The sequence below is a fragment of the Pseudomonas tremae genome (genome assembly GCF_001401155.1).
Lineage (GTDB): Bacteria > Pseudomonadota > Gammaproteobacteria > Pseudomonadales > Pseudomonadaceae > Aquipseudomonas > Aquipseudomonas tremae.
Genome location: NZ_LJRO01000090.1, coordinates 122,271 through 143,530, shown reverse-complemented (window position 1 = coordinate 143,530; position 21,260 = coordinate 122,271). Strand labels below are relative to the sequence as shown.

The following is a 21,260-nucleotide window of genomic DNA, read 5'->3' as shown; positions in this document are numbered from 1 at the left end:
ACTGCACAGGTGAGCAGCACATCGCCGCAAGGCAGCAGAAAACGCATCAGGATGAAATCGCATGGCAGGCGTCCACTCTTCAGAAAGCGTAATTCAGGGCAATCAGGCCACTGCCTTCGGCATCGGTCTCGACCAGTGGGCTGCCACGGGTCTGATCGGTGTAATGCGTCACTCCGACGCTGGCGACGCTTGACCAGTGAGCGTCGAAGGTATGCTGCCAGGCGAGAGCCGCTGAATACGCGTAAATGCCGCTGTCGGCCGTAAACCTTGAAAAACCGCTGCGCTGGCTTTGCATCGGGCTTACGCCGAAGTAGGTCTGGTTGTAGCGGCTGTCGCCGGCATGTGCGTCGATGTCGAGCGTCACCGTGTCGGTCTGGCTGTGGTAGGCAATGCCTTCGAAGCCCAACCGGTAACGGTTGCCACGTTTTTCGCCAGCCACTCGTAATTCGGCCTCGGCGCTGGCCGACAGCCAAGGCGCAAGCTGCTGAGAGACCATGAAATCGCCGACGGTGGCGCCCTCGACGGTTCCCATGCCCCTAAGCTCGTTGGAGCCGGGACGATTCCCGCTGTTTTTCTCGGTTCGACCGAAGTCGTAATTGAGCGCCGCACTGGCACCGAACCCGGACGCCGATTGAAACTGAACCCCCAGGCCACGCGTGGTATCAGCGAAAAAGATCCCGCGCTGGACAGTGAGCATCGGCAATACCTGACTGCGATACTCGTCGGCGCCCATGTAGCGCGGCAATACAGCCATGCCCAGACCGAGGTTGACGTTGAACTTGTCGCCGAGAATGGACTGACTGCCCGCAGAATCACCCTCCTGAGCATAGGCCTGGCCGATCAGGGTCATGGTGGCGCAAGCGATCAGCGTGTTGAGCAGCGGCTTGAGCAGAGCAGTTCGCGGGTTAGAATGAGCGAGGTCATGATTCATGGTGATACTCCGGTTCAGTCAGGGTTTCGAAGGGGTGGCGGGTTCTGCTCCGCGAAGCGCGCGAAACAGGTCAATCCGGTTCTGCTGCAAATCATCGAGCGACCTGCGACAGGCTGCGTCGGCCTCGGCGATGCGGATGCTGGACGCCAGCAATGCGGTACGGTCAGCGGCGCCGGCATTCAACTCAAAGGACAGACGCCGCACTTTTTCCTGCACCAGCGCGACGCGCTCGATCTCGTTGCGGACATGGCCCAAGGCCTGCTGACGTCGGCTCAGCACACCGGACATTTCACGGAATGCGTTCTGCACAGACTGTTCATATTCGGCGACAGCGATCTGCTGGCGTACTTGCGCAAGGTCCAGATTGGCCTGGTTGCGTCCGCCATCGAACAAGGGCAGGTTCAGCTGCGGGCTGAACAGCCAGGCACCGCTGCCGCTGCTGAACAGAGTGCGCAGGCTGTCGCTCTGAATGCCGACCCCGGTAGTGAGTTTTATCGATGGAAAGAATGCTGCGCGCGCGGCGCCGATATTGGCGTTGCCGGCTTTGAGCGCCTCTTCGCGCTGGCGGATGTCGAATCGCTCCAGCAGACGCTGTGAAGGCAGATTCGCCAGCCAGCCCGGCGTCTCGAGCAGCGCGCTGCTCAGCACAGGCGTGTCCGTCGGGGGCGTCGGCAAGGGTGTCGAGTAGCCGGTCAGCAACAGCAAGGCCTGTGATGCACGCGCATGTTCACTGACGGCATCCTGTAGCTGCTGCTGCGCGCTCAATGTATCCACACGCTGCACCAACAGATCATCCAGCGAGACAGCGCCTTGACGCTGCTGCTCTTCGACGGCTTTCACCCACATCGATCGAGCGTCATGCACCGCCTGTGCATCCTGCTGCAATGCAGCGCTCAGCCGCTCTGCCAGCCAGGCGCGCGCTACCTCGGCAACCAGCGCACTGCGCGCAGCCTGCTGACCATAGGTGCTGGCCAGATACTCATGGCGCGCCGCCTCCGACAGGCTGCGCACGCGGCCGAAGAAATCCAGCTCGAAGTCGGAAACACCCACTGATGCAATAGCGATGTCCTGCCCGTAGCGCTCGTCGGCGACGGCATTATCGAAGTGCTGACGGTCACGCTCGACGCCTGCGGCAATCGTTGGGAACCGATCGGCGCGGCTGATACCGTGCATCGCCCTGGCCTCTCCCACACGCAGCACCGCCACACGAAAATCGCGATTAAACGCCAAAGCGGATTGCAGCAGAGCCCGAAGCTCACCCTTGGGTGACAGCTCGGCCGCAAGCGCCTCTTCCTCCGCGCTCAGGACGATGTCGGGAGGTGTCTCGCGAGCAGGTAGCGCAGCCGACAACTGATCTGCGGGAACCGGCAGCGCTGGCCGCTGGTAAGCCGGAACCAGCGAACAACCGGAAACACCGATGCCTAGCAGCACAGCCAGCAGACAGTGGCCGCTCAGGTTTCGGATACGCTTGGACAGCGGTGTACTCATCAGCATAGGATCTGTCCGCGACAGTGGGGTCTGGACGCAATCCTGAACGCCGACTTTCAATAAACCGTTCGCTAATTATCAAGATTTGATCAAGAGGCACCCCCATGTCAGGAAAACGCATTCTTATCGTCGAAGACGATGCCGACAGTGCCAGTATTCTCGAGGCCTACCTGCTTCGTGACGGCTTCATCGTAGGGCTGGCAGAAAACGGCCAGCGCGGCATCGACATGCACCGTCAATGGAAGCCCGACCTGATTCTGCTGGACGTGATGCTGCCGCTGGTCAGCGGCACTGATGTGCTATCGGCGGTAAGACGCTGCAGCGACACACCGGTGATCATGGTGACCGCCATGGGTGATGAGCCTGAAAAACTCGGAGCGCTGCGCTACGGCGCCGACGATTACGTGGTCAAACCCTACAACCCAAAAGAGGTAGTCGCCAGGGTGCATGCAGTGCTCAGGCGTTCACAGCAAAATGGCAATAACGACCGCCACCTGCGCCATCAGCACCTGCTGGTGGACCTTGAATCGGTCACCGCCGTTATCGAGAACGCCGACACCCCACACACCCTGCTTGACCTCACGCCGACCGAGTTCAAGATTCTATCGACCCTGCTGAAAACCCCGTCCAAGGCTTTCACCCGGGAAGAATTGCTTGAGATCTGCCTCCCCGAGAGCGAGGCGCTGGCCAGAGTGGTCGATGCACATGTGCATAACCTGCGTCGCAAACTTGAAATTCATGGCGTGGATAACGTGCTGGTGACAGTGCGGTCAGTCGGTTATCGATTCAGGTGAAACTCATGCGACCTCTTTTCAGGCACAGGCAGCAACCTTTGTGGCATTGGGTCGGTATGCGCATGAGCATGCTGGCGGTGGGTGCAGTCATCGTGATTGCCTTTTGCATGTGGCTGCACGTCACGGTGTCTGACTGGATGACCGTGCAGGCAATGCCGACCGAGGTGCGCAGCGAATTTCAGCGTCTGCAAGCCGATCCCGAGGCAAACATTGCCAGGCTTCGGGAGCTGTTCGTTCAGTACTATCCCATCGAAAATCTGTTGCCGGGCATTGCCAACAAGGAGTGGTGGGTGTTGTCGGGGCTGGTAGCAGGCGCCATTCCCATCATCATCTTTTTCGGTTTTCTGTTTTCACGTCCGCTCTCCAGTCAGTTTTCGTCGATTGCCCGAGGCGCACGACGCGTTGCTCAGGGCGACTTCAAGACCCGCCTGCCGATGGACGTCAAAGGACCGGAAGAACTACAGGCGCTGGTCAGCGACTTCAATACCATGACCACCCAGCTGGGTCGTTACGAACTGGAGGTCAGTGAATCCAGCGCAATGATCGCCCATGAGCTGAGAACGCCGCTGAACGCCGCCATGGGTCGCGTTCAGGGCATGATCGATGAAGTGTTTCCACGTGATATCGCGCAGCTGGAACTGGTCCATCGGCAGCTCAGCCAACTGAACAAGCTGGTCAGCGATCTGCACCTGCTGTCGCTGGCCAGCGCCGGACAGCTGACGCTGGACAAAACTGTGTTTCCCTTGCAAAAACTGGTGGCCGAGCGCTTGAGCTGGTTCGCCACGCAACTGGATGAAGCGCACTTGCGTGTAACCCTGGACATACCTCGCCAATTGAACATCACGGCGGACCGGGACCGTATGGGTCAGGTGGTCAATATCCTCGTGGATAACGCGCTGCGCTACTCAGCACAGGGCGGCGAACTGCTGATTGCCGCCAGAGCGACCGCGCGCAATGTCGAACTGACCTTCTCGGACCGCGGCCCGGGTTTCGGTCCGGAAAACCTTGAACAAGTGTTCGACCGCTTCTGGCGCGCAGAGCGTTCGCGGGCACGCTATTCGGGGGGCAGCGGCCTTGGCCTGTCCATCGCCCGCGCTATCTGCGTCGAGCACGAGGCGCATATCGAGGTTCAGGACAGGCCCGGTGGCGGCTCCGTCATCCGGCTGCACATGCCGGTCTGAACCGGGCAAGCGGATAACAGATCAATGCCCCATCAGCGAGTCAATTCCATCAGGCTTGTCGTGTACGCCAAACCTGTCCACCAGCGTGGTCGTGGCGCGGTTCATGCCGACCACCTCCACGCTGGCACCCGCCCTCCTCAGCTTCAGTACCACTTTGTCCAGCGCAGCAACTGCCGTAACGTCCCAGAAGTGCGCCTCGCGAAGATCGATGACCACCGCTTCCACGCTTTCCCGCAGGTCGAATGACGCCATGAAACGGTCAGCGGAGGCAAAGAATACCTGACCGGTCACATAATAAGTACGTTGGCTGTGGAGAGGATCGCGTTGCGAGCTGACGTCGAGGTAGTGGGCGATTTTGCTGGCAAAAAACATCGCAGCCAGCAGCGACCCGACTAGCACACCATAGGCCAGGTTGTGTGTGGCCACGACCACCACCACAGTGACAACCATCACGATGTTGGTCGAGAGAGGGTACTCCTTGAGGTTACGGATCGACCCCCAACTGAATGTACTGATGGACACCATGATCATGACCGCCACCAGCGCCGCCATCGGAATGCGCGCCAGCCAGTCGCCCAGAAACAGCATCATGATCAACAGCAACAAGCCCGCACTGAGTGTTGAAAGACGCGTCTTGCCACCAGACTTCACATTGATCATCGACTGACCGATCATGGCGCAGCCGGCCATGCCGCCGATCAGGCCACTGGCAATGTTGGCAATGCCCTGCCCCTTGCACTCCCGATTGCGATCACTGCCGGTGTCGGTCAGGTCGTCGACGATAGTCGCCGTCATCATCGACTCGAGCAGGCCCACAACGGCCAGCGCAGCGGAGTACGGCAGGATGATCAGCAGCGTCTCGATACCCGGCGTGACGTCCGGCCACATGAACGTCGGCAGACTGTCAGGCATCGCGCCCATGTCCCCTACTGTTCTGACGTGAAGGCCCATGTAGATGGAGATCGCAGTGAGCACCAGAATGCACACCAGTGGCGACGGCAGCAACTTGCCCAGTACCGGCACACGCGGAAACAGATAGATGATGGCCAGACCCGCTGCGGTCATTGCATAGACCGGCCAGGTGACGTTTGTCAGCTCCGGCAACTGAGCCATGAAGATCAGAATCGCCAGGGCGTTGACGAAACCGGTGACGACTGAGCGCGACACAAAGCGCATCAGTTCACCCAGCCGCAGATAGCCTGCAATGATCTGCAATACGCCACACAGCAACGTGGCGGCCAGCAGATACTGAAGACCATGCTCTTTCACCAGGTTCACCATCAGCAGGGCCATCGCACCTGTGGCCGCGGAGATCATGGCGGGACGGCCGCCCACGAACGCAATGATCGTGCAGATACAAAACGAGGCATACAGCCCGACTTTCGGGTCCACGCCGGTAATGATCGAGAACGCAATGGCTTCTGGAATCAGGGCCAAGGCGACAACCAGCCCGGCCAGAACATCGGCGCGGACGTTGGAAAACCACGCAGCTTTGATTTTTTCGAGCATAGAAATACCTATGACAGACGCAGCAGGACGCACAGCAACGCGTGCCGGACGAGCAAGAGCATCAGTTTTCGATTGGGTTGTGATGAACGTGGCAGCGACCGCAAAACGGACACGGCAACAGACGACCGCAGCTAATGGCAGTCAGGGTGTGGCGAGGGGGCGAAGCGCTAAGGCGGCGTAGGCAGCCAGTTGGAACGAGACAAGGACAATTCCTTACAAGGGTAGCAGGACCTGCACATCATAGGCCTATCCGTTTGGAGGGTTCAAGCATGTTTTATCCGCACAAAGTACTTGAATGACAGTTGCCCAGGCATTCCGAGATGAGCGTTCGAAGTCTCTGATATGCTTTTTTGAAAGTATCTTGCGACTGTTCTCTGAGCGCTGTCTGGCTCATCATGGCTGCACCACTCAGACAATGGCGCTTATGAAACGCTACGAAAAGTTCGCAGCCGATATCTCGGAAATGATTCGCAGCGGTGTGCTGCCTGCCGGTGAAAAATTACCTTCTGTCCGGGTCGCAAGTCGTACCTGGTCGGTCAGCCCCGCTACCGTCTTCAAGGCGTATTACCTGCTTGAAGACAAAGGGCTGATACAGGCCCGCGCAAGGTCCGGGTATTACGTGCGAGAACATACGTCCAACGCACTGACCGAACCTGAACTGGTCCGACATGCCAGCGAAGGTACCGAACTTGGGGTCAGCGACCTGATCTTCTCGGTGCTCGGGTCGCTCAAGGACCCTGACACGGTGCCCTTTGGCTCGGCGTTTCCCAGCCCGCATCTGTATCCGCTACCCCGGCTGGCGAAATCGATGGCTTGCGCCGTGCGTGCCATGACGCCATCAGGCATTGTCGGCGACATGACCAGCGGAAATTCCGAACTGCGTCGACAGATCGCCCTGCGTTACATGATCAACGGCTCACGTCTGTCTGCCGACGAGCTGGTGATCACCAACGGCGCCATGGAGGCTTTGAATCTATGCCTGCAATGCGTCACCGAGCCCGGCGACCTGGTCGCCATCGAAGCCCCCGCCTTCTACGCCTGCCTTCAAGTACTCGAACGGCTCAAGCTCAAAGCCGTCGAGATCCCTGTTCATCCGCGTGACGGCGTGGACCTGGACTCGCTGCAGGACAGCCTCTCGCGCTTGCCGATCAAAGCCTGCTGGTTCATGAGCAGCTTCCAGAACCCGCTGGGTGCGAGCATGACTCAAGAGAAAAAGGTCAGGCTCTACGACCTGCTCGAACGGCAGCAGATACCCTTGATCGAAGATGACGTATACGCCGAGCTGTACTACGGCGCCAAGGCGCCCTACCCGGTCAAAAGCCTGGACCGCAGCGGCCTGGTAATGCACTGCAGCTCGTTCTCCAAGACCCTGGCGCCCGGTTACCGTATCGGTTGGGTCGCGGGCGGGCGGTATGCCGAGCAGATCGACCGCCTGAAACTGATGACTACTATTTCACCGTCTGTGCCCGCACAGGCCGCCATCGCCGATTATCTCAAGCACGGCGGCTACGACCGCCATCTGCGCAAACTGCGTGATGTTCTGGAGCTGCAACAGGGCGCAATGCTGGCCGCTGCCGCCCGCTATTTTCCAGCAGCGACACGCGTTACCCGCCCGATCGGCGGCTATTTCCTGTGGTTTGAATTTCCTGAGCAGGTGGATTCGCTGCAGCTGTTCCAGCTTGCGCTGGCGCAAGGCATCAGTCTGGCACCCGGCCCGATATTCTCGGCCTCGCAGCGTTTCAAGAACTGCGCGCGCCTGAACTACGGCACGCCTTGGGATGACCGCAGCGAACAGGCGATGGCGATGCTGGGGCGTATCATCGCGTCGTTCTGAGACCTTAGGACAGCGTGCTTCAAAGGAAACTGATCTGTATTTTTTAGCTGTTTCTGAATCTGTACCAGAAACTCACCACACACGATAATGGCAACGCATCCAAACGCGCTGCCGAACGCCAGCCATTGGCGCCTGCGGTATGCGATCCAGCACAGCAGCAGGAGAGACTAATGGGCAAGCTCGGACTTTCATTGATCGGTTTTTTGTTATTGGCAATCGGGGTGGGGTTGCTGGGCACTATTTCGCCGTATTGAAGAACGGCCGCAATGCGGATCAGATCTTAAGGTCCTCTCCCCGCACGATAGGCCCCTATAAGCGCAGAAAACAAAAAACCCGCCATAAAGGCGGGTTTTTTGGGTTCAGAGGCTATACAGATTACCTCTGTGCCTATGTATGGCTCCACGACCTGGACTCGAACCAGGGACCCAGTGATTAACAGTCACTTGCTCTACCAACTGAGCTATCGCGGAATGAGCGCTATGTTACTGATTCGGAAAAGGAAGTCAAGCAGGCCAGGAAAAAATCCTGTTCGTTCGTCTGGCCGCCATTTCTGACATGACCGAGGTGCAGGTAAAGCAACCGCCGGACGCACGCAGTCGCCCTGCCTGATTCGGTAATGAAAGGTATTTTCAGCCCACCCACCTTCACCCTAGTGTCATGTGCATCTGTTCTGCTGGCCGACAGTCAGCACATCAGGAGCCGTTTTTATCATGTTCAGGATCATCCAACCTCATCGCTGGAAGCTCGCCGTGCTGATGATTGCCGCCAACCTAGGGCTGGCGGCTTTTCTGTCATCGGGCACTGTAAAGCCGGTGAGCGAATGGCAATGGCTCGACATCGTTGGCGAAGGTGGCTCTGCTTTGCTGTCGCTCATCTGGCTGTTTCTGGTGCTCAAGAGACGGCCAGCCGGTCGGGTGACCAACTACCTGTCGGTGGGGCTGAGCTGCGTGTTGTTTTCATGGTGGGTCGACGTGCTGGACGAGTTCATTCGTCTGCCCGCCAAAATCGAATGGGACCATTGGCTGGCGTCCGGCCCGATGCCGGTCGGCCTGATTCTATTGACCCTCGGCATCCACCATTGGCATCGAGAGCAACTGGCGACCCGCGCGCAGGTGGAAAAGCGCGATCGTGGCTTTGGTGACCATCGGCTTTACGACAAGCTGACTCCGCTGGGCAACGCCGACACTCTGCAGCGGCAATTGATCGTAAGCCTTGAGCAAAGCCTCTGCCAGCAGCAACCGCTGTCGCTGCTGGCACTGGATATCGACGGTTTCAGCGCTATCAACAAAACGTTTGGTCATGCAGAAGGAGATGAAGTGCTGTCGGCGCTCAGTCATTTGCTGACGCTCAACCTGCGTCGTCATGACCTGCTATGCAGGCTTGCCGGCGACCGCTTTGTAGTGCTGTTGCCCGATACTGGCGAGAGTCAGGCAAAGCTGTTGGCGCTGGAGTTGCAGCACGCAGTCGCCAGCCTGGCGCACAAAACCCGACAACAGGGTGAGCGTCTTCATCTGTCAGCCAGTGTGGCGGTGGTTATGGCGCTCAACGAAACACCAGACAACCTGCTACGTCGTCTCAACCTGTCACTGGCCCGCGCCCGGCGACCGCTGACGCGCACTGCCTGAGCATGCGTCAACGCTGTACGCACAGCTTGTAGCCAAGCCCGTGAGCGGTATGCAAAAGCGGCGTGTCATGGCCGTTGTGCAGTGTGCGCCTGAGGATGTGAATGCTGCTGCGCAGGCTGCTGCTGTTCGGTGCGTCGCGCCCCCACAGTACCGCTTCAAGCTCGGAATGCTTCACGATATGCGGGCTTTTGCGCATCAACAACTCCAGCAGCTTCATGCTGGTCGGGTTCAGCTTCAATGACACCTCGTTACGGGTGACCTCCAGGGTGTCGAGGTCAAAGCGCAGGTCGGCCACCATCAGCACCCGGCTGTCCTTGCGCTGCCGTCGCCCCACTACTGCTTCTATCCGGGCCAGCACTTCGGCCATTGCAAAAGGCTTGGTGATGTAATCATCGGCCCCGACCTTGAAGCCGATCAGACGATCGTCCAGCTCATCGCGAGCGCTGAGCATGACGATCGCGACTTCCGACTTCGAGTACTGACGCAGGCTGCGGCAGATCTGGTTTCCATCAATGCCCGGTAACATGATGTCCAGAACGATTGCATCAAAACGTTTCGAGGCGGCCAGGTGCAGCCCGCTCAGACCATCCAGCGCACCTTCGACCGCATGCCCTCGGAGTTCGAAAAACTCCAGCAGGTTATCGTGGATATCGCGGTGGTCTTCAATCACCAGAATGTTCATCGCAACGCCTTCCTGTTTTCTATCCAGCTGACCGGGTCAGGGTAGCCGATGACTTCAGGGGGCGAACGAGCGGCTGGTCATTGCCATACGACAATGACCCCTTGCGGACAGGCCTCTGCAGCTTTGCCCGGCCGTAAAAGCACAAGGCAACCAGCAGAGAACTCAGCCACACAACGATACCTGCCCAGAAGGTGTGTGACATGTAGTGCCAGCCCTGAAGCACCCGCGTCGTGCCGTAGATCATGCCGAGCAACAGAATACCTGCCAGCAGCACGTTCGAATGCTGCCAGCAATAGCGCCGCGCCACGAAGTACAGGGCCAGCAGGCTGAATGCACTGGAAGCATGCCCGCCCGGCCAGCATCGCCCGGCACCTGCTTCATGCAGAAGATTGAAGTTCCTGAACCATTCGATATGTGCCTGAGTACCGCCGTACAGCGTCGTTTCGACCGGGCAATACACGCTGGTGTGGCTTTTCAGGTAATGGATCATCCCTGTGCTCACCGAAAACGCGACCGTTACAAAAAAGAAATCGAGACGATGCCTGCGGGCGAATTGCAGAGGGCGTTCAAGCCGGGCGCGTATGGCGAGCTGCGTCAGGCCCGAGTTCCTGCGTCGCTCCAGCAGGGGCCAGACGAACGACATGATCGCACCGATTATTGCCAGTTCGCCGGTCAGGTTGGGGATGATCCTGGCCCATTTGTGGGTGATGGTCTCAAATAGATGAATTTGCCCGATGGGAAATACACCAGTGGCCGAATCAAACAGCATGTCGCTCAATTGCCGGTCGATGTTGGTCAGGTCAAACGTCACGAAAACCAGTAACGCGAGAAACACGGGTACACCCAGATTAATGCCGTAAAAACGCAGTCTGGTGCTGGTTGTTGTCGTCAATTGAATTGCTCGCTGTTGAGGTTGGCCCATTGTTCGGCACTCAGAGACCCAAGCAGTTTTGGCTGATGGCGTTCATCCATCCGCACGAAAAATGCTTCGGCATAATCACTCGAGCGCTCACCGCCCGGTACACCGACCTTGCGCTCGAACTGGTCGATACAACCACTGTGGGTGACCAGCACCAGGTTTTCACCGCCGACCTTATGCGCCTGCACCGCTTTCATGAAGCCGCTGTCGCAGTCGTTGATCCAGTCCTGCGCGACGACCGCATGCCCTGCCAGCAGCTCTGCCGTCTGCTGGGTGCGCACTTTCGGGCTGGTGACCATGCGTGCGTGATCCATGCCCATCTTTTGCATGCCAGCGCCGACCGCCAGCGCTGCGTCGCGGCCTTTGGAGGTGATGCCGTCGGCGCTGGCCATGCACGGGTTCGTCGAGCGGTCACAGCGCTCGGCGTGCCGGATCATGACCACCACGTCACCGCGCAACCAGTGTTCGCGCAGCCCGGAGGTTTTCAGATTGTTACCGGCGCCGAGGTCCACCACATGCACGCCCGAGAACGCCATGTAGCACCACGCACAAATCGCTGCCAGGACAACGACCACAGACAACAAAGCGACGTGCTGATGCATTTTGAAGCGCTGGCGGATGCCTGTACCGGAAAGCAGATTCTTGTTGTTGATTACCGTGTCAGCCAAGTGACCACTCCTACACTGAGCCCATATGCAGCGGTGACCCGAGAAGCCCCCGAAGTCATGACCGCTCCCATGAAAGCAACATAGGTTCAGCATGGTGCCGAAGCAGTGAAGAAGATGTGAAAAGCGTGTTGGGAGCAAACACGCTGTTTTATCGTGCACGCCTCTAAAATCAAGGCTTAGAGGCTTTTGGCGAATCAAACATGAAGATAATTTAAGCGTTTTTACGAACGTCGAGCGTGGCGAAGCCGGTTCGATGGCACAACCGTGCCTGCGTTTGCCGGTCAGGGCGCGTCCGAGCGAACGACCGCACGCGCAAAGCATTAGCCACTAAAACCCTTATCGTTTACCATGCCGGCCGTCGGTTTCCGAGAGGAACTAACAGGGAATTCGCACGCCTTGTGTCAACAAGGTCGAAACGAAACTGCCCCCGCAACTGTAGGCATCGAGCCTGCTCCATGACTGCCACTGGACTCGGGTCCGGGAAGGCCGGAGCGAGGTGATGACATGCCAGTCAGGAGACCTGCCGACCCGATTCAACCAACTAACCGGCGGGGTGTCCGGGAAGGACATCCGCACGCGTCGGCAGTTTCTGCCGTGCCCGGTCTTTTTTGACACGCCGGGGATGTGTTTTCCTATGTGCATTGCGCCTTGGCACCTGTCCCAATGGAGACTGCACTTCATGTCGTTGCCCCGCCTCGCCGCACTCGCTGCCTGCATGACGCTGTCCACGCTGACCTTTGCCGCGCCCACGCAATATCCCTTGACCCTTGAAAACTGCGGCTCGTCCCTGACCTTCGCCCACGCACCCGGCAAGGCCGTGACCATTGGCCAGGCTGGCACCGAAATGCTTTATGAGCTGGGCCTGGGCGACAAGCTGGTCGGCACTTCGCTGTGGTTCAACAATGTGCTGCCGCGCTTCAAGGTGCAGAACGACAAGGTAGAACGTCTGGCCGATAACGAACCGGGCTTTGAAGCGGTGATCGGCAAGCGTCCTGAACTGGTGGTCGTGCAACTGGAATGGATGGTCGGCAAACAGGGCGCGGTCGGTACCCGCGAGCAGTTTCATGACCTGAAGATCCCAACGTATATCCTGCCGTCCGATTGCGAGGGCAAAGACAATCTGGTCGGCGCCGATGGCACGCGCCTGGAGCCGTTCCGCATCGAGACCATCTACAAAAGCATCGAACAGCTGGCGCAGATTTTCGATGTGCAGGATCGCGGCGCTACGCTGGTCGCCGACCTCAAGGCGCGCCTGAGCGCGGCGATTGCCAACGTCAGACAGAACAAGGCCAACGATGTGTCAGCGCTGTTCTGGTTTTCCAGCTCGGACATCGCCAGCGATCCGTTCGTGGCGGGCCGCAAAGGCATTCCGGACTTCATGCTCAACAGTCTGGGCATGAGCAACATCGTCCAGTCCGATGAAGAATGGCCAACCGTAGGCTGGGAAACCATTGCCAAGGCCAACCCGAGCATTCTGGTGATCGCGCGCATGGATCGCCGCCGCTTTCCAGCCGACGACTACCAGAAGAAGATCGAATTTCTGAAGACCGACCCGGTAACGCGCAACATGGATGCGGTCAAGCATGACCGGATCGTGATCATCGACGCCGAGGGCATGCAGGCCGGCCTGCGCCTGTTCACCGGTTTCGAAGAGCTGGCCGACGCCGCCAATCGCTTCAACGCCGCACGATGAGACTGCCTGTAGCGCTTGGCCATCTGGTCTGGGTTGCCGCCGTGCTGGTGCTGGCGATCATGGTTGGCGCGGCGATAGGTGAAACCTCGATCAGCCTGAAGGTGGTTTTTCAGGTACTGGCCAACAAACTCTGGGCAGCCAACTATGTGCTCGACCCTATCGATGAAGGCATCGTCTGGAATTACCGGCTGACCCGCGCCATTGTGGCGGCAGCCTGTGGGGCCGGCCTGGCGATCTGCGGCGTGGTATTGCAATCGTTGCTGCGCAACCCGCTGGCCGACCCGTATTTGCTGGGTATTTCTGCCGGGGCCTCGACCGGCGCGGTACTGGTGGCCATTCTGGGCTTCGGGGCAGGCGCAATTTCCATGTCGGCCGGTGCATTCGCTGGCGCCGTGGCAGCGTTTTCGCTGGTCGCCCTGCTGGCGCATTCATCCCGAGGCACCACTGCCTCCGTGCAGATCATTCTGGCGGGTATCGCCGGCTCACAGCTATTCAACGCGCTGACCTCGTTCATGATCACCAAATCCGCCAGTTCCGAGCAGGCTCGGGGCATCATGTTCTGGCTGCTGGGCAACCTCAGCGGCGTACGCTGGCATTCGGTCTGGCTGGCCGTGCCGACGGTGCTGGTGGGTCTGCTGGTGTGCCTCTGGTACAGACGCGCGCTGGACGCCTTCACCTTCGGCAGCGACTCGGCAGCGTCTCTCGGCATAGCGGTACGGCGCGTGCAGATCATCCTGATCGCCACAGCAGCACTGGTCACCGCGATCATGGTCTCGATTGTCGGCTCCATCGGTTTTGTAGGGCTGGTGATTCCGCACGCGGTGCGCATGCTGGTCGGCGTACGTCACGCACGGCTGGTGCCCCTGAGCGCCCTGAGCGGCGCGCTGTTTCTGATCGCCGCCGACATCCTTTCGCGCACTCTGATCAAGGGGCAGGCACTGCCGATCGGGGTGATAACTGCACTGATCGGCGCACCGGTCTTCGCACTGATTCTTCTCCGGGGCAACAGCACGCGATGAACGCCTTCCCACATCTGTCTGGCGCACCGGTACTTGGTTGCAAGGGCCTGAGCTACTCGGTACGGGGCACTGCACTGCTGAAGGATGTCGACCTGAACATCACGGCAGGCGAAACGCTGGCCGTGGTCGGCCCCAACGGTTCGGGCAAATCCACCCTGCTCAAGCTGCTGGCCGGTATTCAGAAGCCGGTCACTGGCAGGGTCACGCTGGGTGATCAGCCACTCTCAGCCATGAGCCGCAGAGACGTGGCGCGTATGCTGGCCGTGGTCGAACAACAGGCTGAAACCAGCGACGCAGTGACCGTGCTGGACGCCGTCGAGCTGGGACGCACGCCCTGGCTGTCAGCGCTGGAACCCTGGAGCGCCGAGGACGATGCCATCGTTCACCAGGCCCTGCAGGACGTGGACATGCTGCACATGCAGAAACGTGCCTGGCATACCCTGTCCGGTGGCGAACGGCAACGCGTTCATATCGCCAGAGCGCTGGCTCAACGACCGCGAATCCTGCTGCTGGACGAACCGACCAACCACTTGGACATCCAGCATCAGCTGACTATTCTCGGCCTGGTCAGAGCCTTGCCGGTGACGACAGTGATTGCCCTGCACGACCTGAATCAGGCGCTGGATTGCGACCGGGTGGCGGTCATGGAAAAAGGCCGATTGGTGGCGCTGGGGGCGCCGGAGAAAGTCCTCACACCGGAACGTCTGCTCAGCACCTTCGGCGTCCTTGCGCACTGGCTGATCGACCCTTTCGACGGCACGAAAATCCTGCGATTGCGCTCAATCTGACGCTACGCCGGTGGTCAGCCCGTGACAGGCAGGAACCGGCAACAGGTGCGCCGCGCCGCCTGTGGCACTACAATGCGCGCTTTGCCGCTGCCGGACCCCGTTGCCATGTCGTTACCCAAGCACCACCTGGAATTGCTCAGCCCTGCACGGGACGTGACCATCGCCCGTGAAGCCATCCTGCATGGTGCCGACGCGGTGTACATCGGCGGGCCGAGCTTTGGTGCGCGACACAACGCCTGCAACGACGTCAGTGATATTGCCGAGCTGGTGAAATTCGCCCATCGCTATCACGCACGGATCTTCACCACGATCAACACCATCCTGCATGACGACGAGCTGGAGCCCGCCCGCAAGCTGATCCACCAGCTCTACGACGCAGGCGTCGATGCGCTGATCGTTCAGGACCTTGGGGTCATGGAACTGGATATCCCGCCCATCGAACTGCATGCCAGCACCCAGACCGATATTCGTACTCTCGGTCGGGCAAAGTTTCTCGATCAGGCCGGTTTCTCGCAACTGGTGCTGGCTCGCGAGCTGAACCTGCAGGAAATCCGTGAAATCGCCAGTGAAACCGACGCGACCATCGAGTTCTTCATTCATGGCGCGCTGTGCGTGGCGTTCTCCGGGCAGTGCAACATCTCCCACGCGCAAAACGGCCGCAGCGCGAACCGTGGCGACTGCTCGCAAGCCTGCCGCCTGCCCTACACGCTCAAGGATGATCAGGGCCGCGTCGTCGCATTCGAAAAACACCTGCTTTCGATGAAAGACAACAACCAGAGCGCCAACCTGAGCGATCTGGTCGATGCCGGCGTGCGCTCGTTCAAGATCGAAGGTCGTTATAAAGACGCAGCCTACGTCAAAAACATTACCGCCTATTACCGCCAGCGTCTGGACGAGATTCTCGAGGATCGCCCGGACCTGGCACGCGCATCAAGCGGGCATACCGCGCACTTCTTCGTGCCTGACCCGGAAAAGACTTTTCACCGTGGCAGCACCGATTATTTTGTCAGCGACCGCAAGATCGATATCGGCGCGTTCGATACGCCGACCTTCACCGGCTTGGCAGTGGGTACCGTCGAAAAACTTGGCAAGCGTGATCTGATCGCAGTCACCCATGAGCCGCTGTCCAACGGTGACGGCCTCAACGTGCAGATCAAACGTGAAGTGGTGGGCTTTCGGGCCAACATCGCCGAACTCAAAGGCGAATTCGAAGAAGACGGCCAGAAGCGCTGGCGCTATCGCGTAGAGCCGAACGAAATGCCGGCAGCCCTCTCCCGCGTGCGACCGAACCATCCGCTGAACCGCAACCTGGATCACAACTGGCAGCAGGCATTGCTAAAAACCTCAGCCGAGCGCCGCATCGGCATCCAGTGGCAGGTCATGCTGCGCGAGGAGCATCTGAGCCTGAATGCCATCAGCGAGGAAGGCGTGAACGTGACAGTTGGCCTGGACGGCCCGTTTGGTGCTGCCAACAAGCCCGAGCAGGCACTGGATCAACTGCGTGACCTGCTTACCCAGCTGGGCACCACGATCTACCACGCTCAGGGGGTCAAGCTCGACGCGCCACAGGCTTACTTCGTGCCCAACTCGCAGCTCAAGACCCTGCGCCGCGACGCCATCGAGGCGCTGACCGAAGCCCGGGTCAAGGCTCACCCGCGCGGTGGACGCAAGGCCGAGACCACACCGCCGCCGGTTTATCCAGATTCGCATCTGTCTTTCCTGGCCAACGTCTACAACCAGAAAGCCCGCGATTTCTATCATCGTCATGGCGTACAGCTGATTGACGCAGCATACGAGGCTCACGAAGAGACGGGAGAGGTGCCGGTGATGATCACCAAGCACTGCCTGCGCTTCTCGTTCAACCTCTGCCCCAAACAGGCAAAGGGCGTCACAGGCGTGCGCACCAAGGTCGCGCCGATGCAACTGGTGCACGGTGACGAAGTGCTGACCCTCAAGTTCGACTGCAAGCCCTGTGAAATGCACGTGATCGGCAAGATGAAAGGCCACATCCTAGATCTGCCATTGCCAGGCAGCGCGGCGGCAAAATCGGTGGTTGGCCACATCACGCCGGAAGACCTGCTCAAAACCGCACGCCAGCGTCACCCGCGCTGATCGGCAACCAGGGGGCCGTTGAATGCCCCACCTTTTCGCCTTCTACAGCACACGCTCCATATGGGTCGTGTTCCACACCGGATCGCTTTCCACATCGGTCACGGCAAAGCCCTGCTTTTCCCAGAAACGAATAGCACCTGGCAGAAACGGGTGGGTGTGCAGATAAAGTACCTCTATCGCATCAGCATCGGCATGAGCCCAAAGCGCCTGACATAGCCGGCTGGCCAGGCCATCGCCGCGAAATTGGGGCGCGACGTACAGGCGTACGATCTCGACGGTCCTACGCCCTGTGTAGTCGAATTGCGGAAAACGATGGTCGTAAGGCAGATAGCCTACGGCGGCGATGATTCGCTCATCACAGCGGGCAATCAGGAATTTTCCGTTTTCGCCACTCAGGTAAACCTGTTCGAAACCGGCCAGATCAGAAGGCACGGTCACGGTATCGAGCAATGGAAATATCTCGGCACGGGCCCGCATGACGAAGTCGACGGTGTGCGGTATGTTGGCGGGATGTACTTCGGTAATGATGATATTCATGGCAATTGGCTTGGCTGGGGGTCGCAGGTTAATACAAATTCTGAGCCAGGCAGAGTGAGCTGGCCGCCCCTCGTACCATTGCTCGCGTCTTGCACAAGCCTGTTCTTTACTCTGGCCAAAGACCGTGGGAGCGAAGTTGTTCGCGAAGATGTACAGACTGAAATCTCGACCGCATTTGAGGCAGCACACAGGCCACTCGCACCAATGCAAGGCAAGAACTGATGTGCACAATCTGACACGTCGCTCTCCAGACGCCACCACACAGTGCCTGGGCAGCCGCAGCTGAAAACTGGCACAACCTCTGCATAATTCACTATAACCCCACCATGAATGTGGTCGGGCCTGCCCCGGTTGATCGCTGTAGATCGCCAGTCTCGCAGAGACCAGAGGGCTACTCAGGTGCATCCGGCAACGTGGCTCGATGGCACCCCGAACACCCATAAGAGAACAGGCAAAGGCGCCTGGAACCGAAAGGTTCCGGGCGCTTTTTTTGCGTAAAAAAACCTGATTGGCCTCGGCCGGGACTCGCTATGAACACAGTCTTCCCCCTCAACGATGTAAAAACCCTGATCGTCGTCGGTAACGGAATGGTCGGGCATCATTGCGTCGAGCAGCTGATTGCTGGCGGTGCCCTCGAGCGCTACCGCATTCATGTGTTCGGCGAAGAATCGCAGCGTGCCTACGACCGCGTGCATCTTTCCGAATATTTCACCGGCCGCGATGCCGAGTCGCTGGCCATGAGCGAGATGTCGGTCTACGAGCAGACCGGCCTGACCTTGCACTTGGGCGTGCCTGTGCTGGAGATTGATCGCGAACGCCACGAGATCATCACCGCAGAAGGCTGCTTCAGTTACGACAAGCTGATCCTCGCTACCGGCTCCTACCCTTTCGTGCCACCGATTGAAGGCGCCAAGGGCGACTCGCGACTGGTTTATCGAACCCTCGAGGATCTGGACAACATTCGTTACGCCGCCACCAAAGCGCGGCGTGGTGTGGTGGTCGGAGGCGGTTTGCTGGGGCTGGAAGCGGCCAATGCGCTGAAGTCGCTGGGGCTTGAGGCTCATGTGGTGGAATTCGCCCCGCGCCTGATGCCAGTGCAGCTGGATGATCACGGCGGTGCCGCGTTGAAGGCGCGCATCGAAGCGTTGGGCGTCGGCGTGCATTTATCCCGTGCCACGCAGTCGATCAGCGACGGCAAGCAATATCGCTATCGCATGAACTTTGCCAATGATGAATTTCTTGAAACAGACTTGATCGTGTTCTCGGCAGGCATCCGTCCGCAAGACGCTCTGGCGCGACAGTGCGAGCTGGAGCTCGGCCCACGCGGTGGTGTCGCAATCGATGAGCATTGCCGCACCAGTGACGCCGACATTTATGCAATCGGCGAGTGTGCAGCCTGGAACGGCAGCGTGTTCGGCCTGGTGGCGCCCGGTTATCAGATGGCCCGCGGGGTGGCAGCGCAGTTGTGCGAAAAAGACACCGATGCGTTCTTCGGTGCCGATATGTCCACCAAACTCAAACTGCTGGGCGTGGACGTTGGCTCCATCGGCGACGCGCATGGCGCGCTGGCTGGCGCGGTCAGCTATCGCTACATCGACGAAGCCACTGCCAGCTATCGCCGCCTGGTCGTGTCGGCTGACGGCAAACAAGTGCTCGGGGCCGTACTGGTCGGCGATAACAGCTACTACGACACCTTGCTGCAGTACGCCCAGAACGGCATCACCCTGCCCGCTGATCCGTCGAGCCTGATTTTGCCGCGTGGCGAGGGCGCGCCGACGCTGGGTGTCGATGCACTGCCTGCCACCGCGACGGTCTGCTCGTGCCACAACGTCAGCAAGGGATCGATCTGTTCAGCCATCGATAACGGCTGCACCGACCTCGCCGGGATCAAGGCCTGCACCAAGGCGGCGACCGGTTGCGGTGGCTGTACGGCATTGCTCAAGCAGGTTTTTGAACATGAGCTTATGGCACGTGGTGTAGCGGTCGACAAAAGCCTGTGTGAACACTTTGCCTACACCCGCCAGGAGCTGTACTCGATGGTGCGCGTCGAAGGCATCGAAACTTTCGAAGAGCTGCTGACCCGCCACGGCAAAGGCGCCCACGGCTGCGACATCTGCAAGCCTGCAGTCGGATCGATCCTGGCGTCGTGCTGGAACCGTCCGATCACCGAGCCCTCGCTGGTGCCATTGCAGGACACTAACGACACGTTCATGGCCAACATGCAAAAAAACGGCACCTATTCTGTGGTGCCACGCATCCCGGGTGGTGAAATCACTCCGGACGGCCTGATCGCGATTGGCGCCGTGGCCAAAAAATATGACCTGTACACCAAGATCACCGGCGGCCAACGCATCGACCTGTTTGGCGCGCAACTGCACGAACTGCCGGACATCTGGAGCGAACTGATCGCGGCCGGTTTCGAAACCGGCCATGCCTATGGCAAATCGACTCGCACCGTAAAATCCTGCGTCGGCAGCACCTGGTGTCGCTACGGCGTGCAGGACAGCGTCGCCATGGCGTTGCGTATCGAAGACCGCTACAAGGGCCTGCGTTCGCCGCACAAACTCAAGTTTGCAGTCTCCGGCTGCACCCGCGAATGCGCCGAAGCGCAGAGCAAGGACGTCGGCGTGATCGCCACCGAGAACGGCTGGAACCTGTACCTGTGCGGCAATGGCGGCATGCGCCCACGTCATGCCGAGCTGTTTGCCACTGACCTGGATGACGAGACCCTGATTCGTTACATCGACCGTTTCCTGATGCTTTACATCCGCACCGCCGACAAACTGCAGCGGACCTCAGTGTGGCGAGAAACACTGGAAGGCGGCCTCGACTACCTCAAGGCGGTGATCCTTGACGACAGCCTGGGCCTGGCGGCCGAGTTGGAGTCACAGATGCAACTGGTGGTCGACCGCTACGAATGCGAATGGGCCAATGCCCTCAAAGACCCGGAAAAGCTCAAGCGTTTCCGCACCTTCGTCAATGACGGACGCAGCGATCCTGACGTGCATTTCGTCAAGGAACGTGCCCAGCGTCGCCCGGCAAAACCTGAAGAACTGGCCCTTATCCCGCTGTTCAAGGAGGTGGTGTGATGAACCTGAACGACGCAACATTCGCCGAAGAAAATACCCACGCCGCGCAGGCTGTGCATTGGAATGCGCTGTGTGAGCGTGAAGATCTGGTCGCCAATTCCGGTGTTGTGGCGTGGCTGGAAGGTAAGCAGATAGCACTGATCTACCTGCCTGACGCGCCAGAGGGCGAACAACTCTTTGCCATCGACAACCGCGACCCCAAGTCCGGGGCAAATGTGATCGGACGCGGCCTGATCGGGCAGATAAGCGGTGAGCTGGTTATTGCGTCGCCGTTATACAAGCAGCATTTTCGGCTGCGCGACGGCAGCTGCATCGAATACCCTGACCAGCAGCTGGACGTCTGGCCGGTGCGTCTGAATGGCAAGCAGGTGGAGGTTGCGGTCTAGCGTGC

17 protein-coding genes, 1 tRNA gene and 1 riboswitch are annotated in these 21,260 nt (G+C 59.4%); of the genes, 10 read left to right on the top strand and 8 right to left on the bottom strand.

The window, feature by feature from the left end; translation table 11 throughout:
* Positions 1-79 precede the first annotated feature (79 nt).
* Positions 80-931, bottom strand: a complete 852-nt coding sequence (locus ALO43_RS07230; RefSeq protein WP_005893987.1) for a MipA/OmpV family protein — start codon at positions 929-931, stop codon at positions 80-82.
* Positions 932-949: 18 nt separating this feature from the next.
* The gene (locus ALO43_RS07225) at positions 950-2,425 is read right to left on the bottom strand and encodes an efflux transporter outer membrane subunit (protein ID WP_024669409.1); all 1,476 of its coding nucleotides are present in this window, start codon (positions 2,423-2,425) and stop codon (positions 950-952) included.
* A gap of 98 nt (positions 2,426-2,523) precedes the next feature.
* On the opposite strand from ALO43_RS07225, the gene ALO43_RS07220 reads away from it, so the two are divergent.
* Positions 2,524-3,213: a response regulator gene (locus ALO43_RS07220; protein ID WP_053480229.1), complete on the top strand. Its 690-nt coding sequence runs from the start codon at positions 2,524-2,526 to the stop codon at positions 3,211-3,213.
* A gap of 5 nt (positions 3,214-3,218) precedes the next feature.
* Positions 3,219-4,394: a sensor histidine kinase gene (locus tag ALO43_RS07215; protein WP_054997304.1), complete on the top strand. Its 1,176-nt coding sequence runs from the start codon at positions 3,219-3,221 to the stop codon at positions 4,392-4,394.
* Positions 4,395-4,415: 21 nt separating this feature from the next.
* On the opposite strand, the gene ALO43_RS07210 is transcribed toward ALO43_RS07215, so the two are convergent.
* Positions 4,416-5,903: a SulP family inorganic anion transporter gene (locus tag ALO43_RS07210; RefSeq protein WP_054997303.1), complete on the bottom strand. Its 1,488-nt coding sequence runs from the start codon at positions 5,901-5,903 to the stop codon at positions 4,416-4,418.
* 424 nt (positions 5,904-6,327) lie between these two features.
* Between ALO43_RS07210 and mapR the strand changes: the two genes are divergently transcribed.
* Complete coding sequence (gene mapR / locus ALO43_RS07205; protein ID WP_054997354.1) at positions 6,328-7,737, top strand: GntR family transcriptional regulator MpaR; 1,410 nt, start codon at positions 6,328-6,330, stop codon at positions 7,735-7,737.
* Between the two features lie 394 nt (positions 7,738-8,131).
* Here the strand turns inward: mapR and ALO43_RS07200 are convergent.
* Positions 8,132-8,207: transfer RNA gene (locus tag ALO43_RS07200), tRNA-Asn, on the bottom strand.
* Positions 8,208-8,447: 240 nt separating this feature from the next.
* On the opposite strand from ALO43_RS07200, the gene ALO43_RS07195 reads away from it, so the two are divergent.
* On the top strand, positions 8,448-9,362 hold the full coding sequence (locus ALO43_RS07195; RefSeq protein WP_053932727.1) for a GGDEF domain-containing protein: 915 nt from the start codon (positions 8,448-8,450) through the stop codon (positions 9,360-9,362).
* A gap of 7 nt (positions 9,363-9,369) precedes the next feature.
* On the opposite strand, the gene ALO43_RS07190 is transcribed toward ALO43_RS07195, so the two are convergent.
* Genes ALO43_RS07190 through pmrG form a run of 3 tightly spaced genes read right to left on the bottom strand, consistent with a single transcriptional unit; the run spans position 9,370 to position 11,631 of the window.
* Positions 9,370-10,044: a response regulator transcription factor gene (locus ALO43_RS07190; protein WP_005893979.1), complete on the bottom strand. Its 675-nt coding sequence runs from the start codon at positions 10,042-10,044 to the stop codon at positions 9,370-9,372.
* A gap of 19 nt (positions 10,045-10,063) precedes the next feature.
* Positions 10,064-10,966 (bottom strand): phosphatase PAP2 family protein, encoded by a 903-nt coding sequence (locus ALO43_RS07185; RefSeq protein ID WP_050587159.1) that lies wholly within the window; start codon positions 10,964-10,966, stop codon positions 10,064-10,066.
* The gene (gene pmrG, locus ALO43_RS07180; RefSeq protein WP_005893977.1) at positions 10,933-11,631 is read right to left on the bottom strand and encodes a lipopolysaccharide core heptose(II)-phosphate phosphatase PmrG; all 699 of its coding nucleotides are present in this window, start codon (positions 11,629-11,631) and stop codon (positions 10,933-10,935) included. Before pmrG ends, ALO43_RS07185 begins: the two co-directional genes overlap by 34 nt.
* A gap of 342 nt (positions 11,632-11,973) precedes the next feature.
* A riboswitch (cobalamin riboswitch) is annotated at positions 11,974-12,173 on the top strand.
* Between the two features lie 137 nt (positions 12,174-12,310).
* Between pmrG and ALO43_RS07175 the strand changes: the two genes are divergently transcribed.
* From ALO43_RS07175 to ALO43_RS07160, 4 genes are all read left to right on the top strand, one after another.
* Positions 12,311-13,324 carry an ABC transporter substrate-binding protein gene (locus ALO43_RS07175; protein ID WP_054997302.1) on the top strand — a complete coding sequence of 338 codons (1,014 nt, stop codon included), beginning with the start codon at positions 12,311-12,313 and terminating at the stop codon, positions 13,322-13,324.
* Complete coding sequence (locus tag ALO43_RS07170; protein ID WP_024691270.1) at positions 13,321-14,343, top strand: FecCD family ABC transporter permease; 1,023 nt, start codon at positions 13,321-13,323, stop codon at positions 14,341-14,343. Before ALO43_RS07175 ends, ALO43_RS07170 begins: the two co-directional genes overlap by 4 nt.
* On the top strand, positions 14,340-15,131 hold the full coding sequence (locus ALO43_RS07165) for an ABC transporter ATP-binding protein (protein WP_005893973.1): 792 nt from the start codon (positions 14,340-14,342) through the stop codon (positions 15,129-15,131). The genes ALO43_RS07170 and ALO43_RS07165 overlap by 4 nt, the downstream gene beginning before the upstream one ends.
* A gap of 105 nt (positions 15,132-15,236) precedes the next feature.
* Positions 15,237-17,243, top strand: a complete 2,007-nt coding sequence (locus tag ALO43_RS07160; protein ID WP_005893972.1) for a peptidase U32 family protein — start codon at positions 15,237-15,239, stop codon at positions 17,241-17,243.
* Between the two features lie 42 nt (positions 17,244-17,285).
* Here the strand turns inward: ALO43_RS07160 and ALO43_RS07155 are convergent, their stop codons facing one another.
* Positions 17,286-17,780, bottom strand: a complete 495-nt coding sequence (locus ALO43_RS07155; protein WP_054997301.1) for a GNAT family N-acetyltransferase — start codon at positions 17,778-17,780, stop codon at positions 17,286-17,288.
* Positions 17,781-18,310: 530 nt separating this feature from the next.
* On the opposite strand from ALO43_RS07155, the gene nirB reads away from it, so the two are divergent.
* A complete protein-coding gene (nirB, locus tag ALO43_RS07150) occupies positions 18,311-20,869 on the top strand; it encodes a nitrite reductase large subunit NirB (RefSeq protein ID WP_053479565.1) in 2,559 nt (852 codons plus the stop codon).
* Positions 20,869-21,255: a nitrite reductase small subunit NirD gene (nirD, locus tag ALO43_RS07145; protein ID WP_024669420.1), complete on the top strand. Its 387-nt coding sequence runs from the start codon at positions 20,869-20,871 to the stop codon at positions 21,253-21,255. The genes nirB and nirD overlap by 1 nt, the downstream gene beginning before the upstream one ends.
* Positions 21,256-21,260 lie beyond the last annotated feature (5 nt).

Coding starts and splice junctions, on each gene's coding strand:
- ALO43_RS07230 (WP_005893987.1), bottom strand. CDS start 931: ATGAATCATGACCTCGCTCATTCTAACCCGCGAACTGCTCTGCTCAAG.
- ALO43_RS07225 (WP_024669409.1), bottom strand. CDS start 2,425: ATGCTGATGAGTACACCGCTGTCCAAGCGTATCCGAAACCTGAGCGGC.
- ALO43_RS07220 (WP_053480229.1), top strand. CDS start 2,524: ATGTCAGGAAAACGCATTCTTATCGTCGAAGACGATGCCGACAGTGCC.
- ALO43_RS07215 (WP_054997304.1), top strand. CDS start 3,219: ATGCGACCTCTTTTCAGGCACAGGCAGCAACCTTTGTGGCATTGGGTC.
- ALO43_RS07210 (WP_054997303.1), bottom strand. CDS start 5,903: ATGCTCGAAAAAATCAAAGCTGCGTGGTTTTCCAACGTCCGCGCCGAT.
- mapR (WP_054997354.1), top strand. CDS start 6,328: ATGAAACGCTACGAAAAGTTCGCAGCCGATATCTCGGAAATGATTCGC.
- ALO43_RS07195 (WP_053932727.1), top strand. CDS start 8,448: ATGTTCAGGATCATCCAACCTCATCGCTGGAAGCTCGCCGTGCTGATG.
- ALO43_RS07190 (WP_005893979.1), bottom strand. CDS start 10,044: ATGAACATTCTGGTGATTGAAGACCACCGCGATATCCACGATAACCTG.
- ALO43_RS07185 (WP_050587159.1), bottom strand. CDS start 10,966: ATGGGCCAACCTCAACAGCGAGCAATTCAATTGACGACAACAACCAGC.
- ALO43_RS07175 (WP_054997302.1), top strand. CDS start 12,311: ATGTCGTTGCCCCGCCTCGCCGCACTCGCTGCCTGCATGACGCTGTCC.
- ALO43_RS07170 (WP_024691270.1), top strand. CDS start 13,321: ATGAGACTGCCTGTAGCGCTTGGCCATCTGGTCTGGGTTGCCGCCGTG.
- ALO43_RS07165 (WP_005893973.1), top strand. CDS start 14,340: ATGAACGCCTTCCCACATCTGTCTGGCGCACCGGTACTTGGTTGCAAG.
- ALO43_RS07160 (WP_005893972.1), top strand. CDS start 15,237: ATGTCGTTACCCAAGCACCACCTGGAATTGCTCAGCCCTGCACGGGAC.
- ALO43_RS07155 (WP_054997301.1), bottom strand. CDS start 17,780: ATGAATATCATCATTACCGAAGTACATCCCGCCAACATACCGCACACC.
- nirB (WP_053479565.1), top strand. CDS start 18,311: ATGAACACAGTCTTCCCCCTCAACGATGTAAAAACCCTGATCGTCGTC.
- nirD (WP_024669420.1), top strand. CDS start 20,869: ATGAACCTGAACGACGCAACATTCGCCGAAGAAAATACCCACGCCGCG.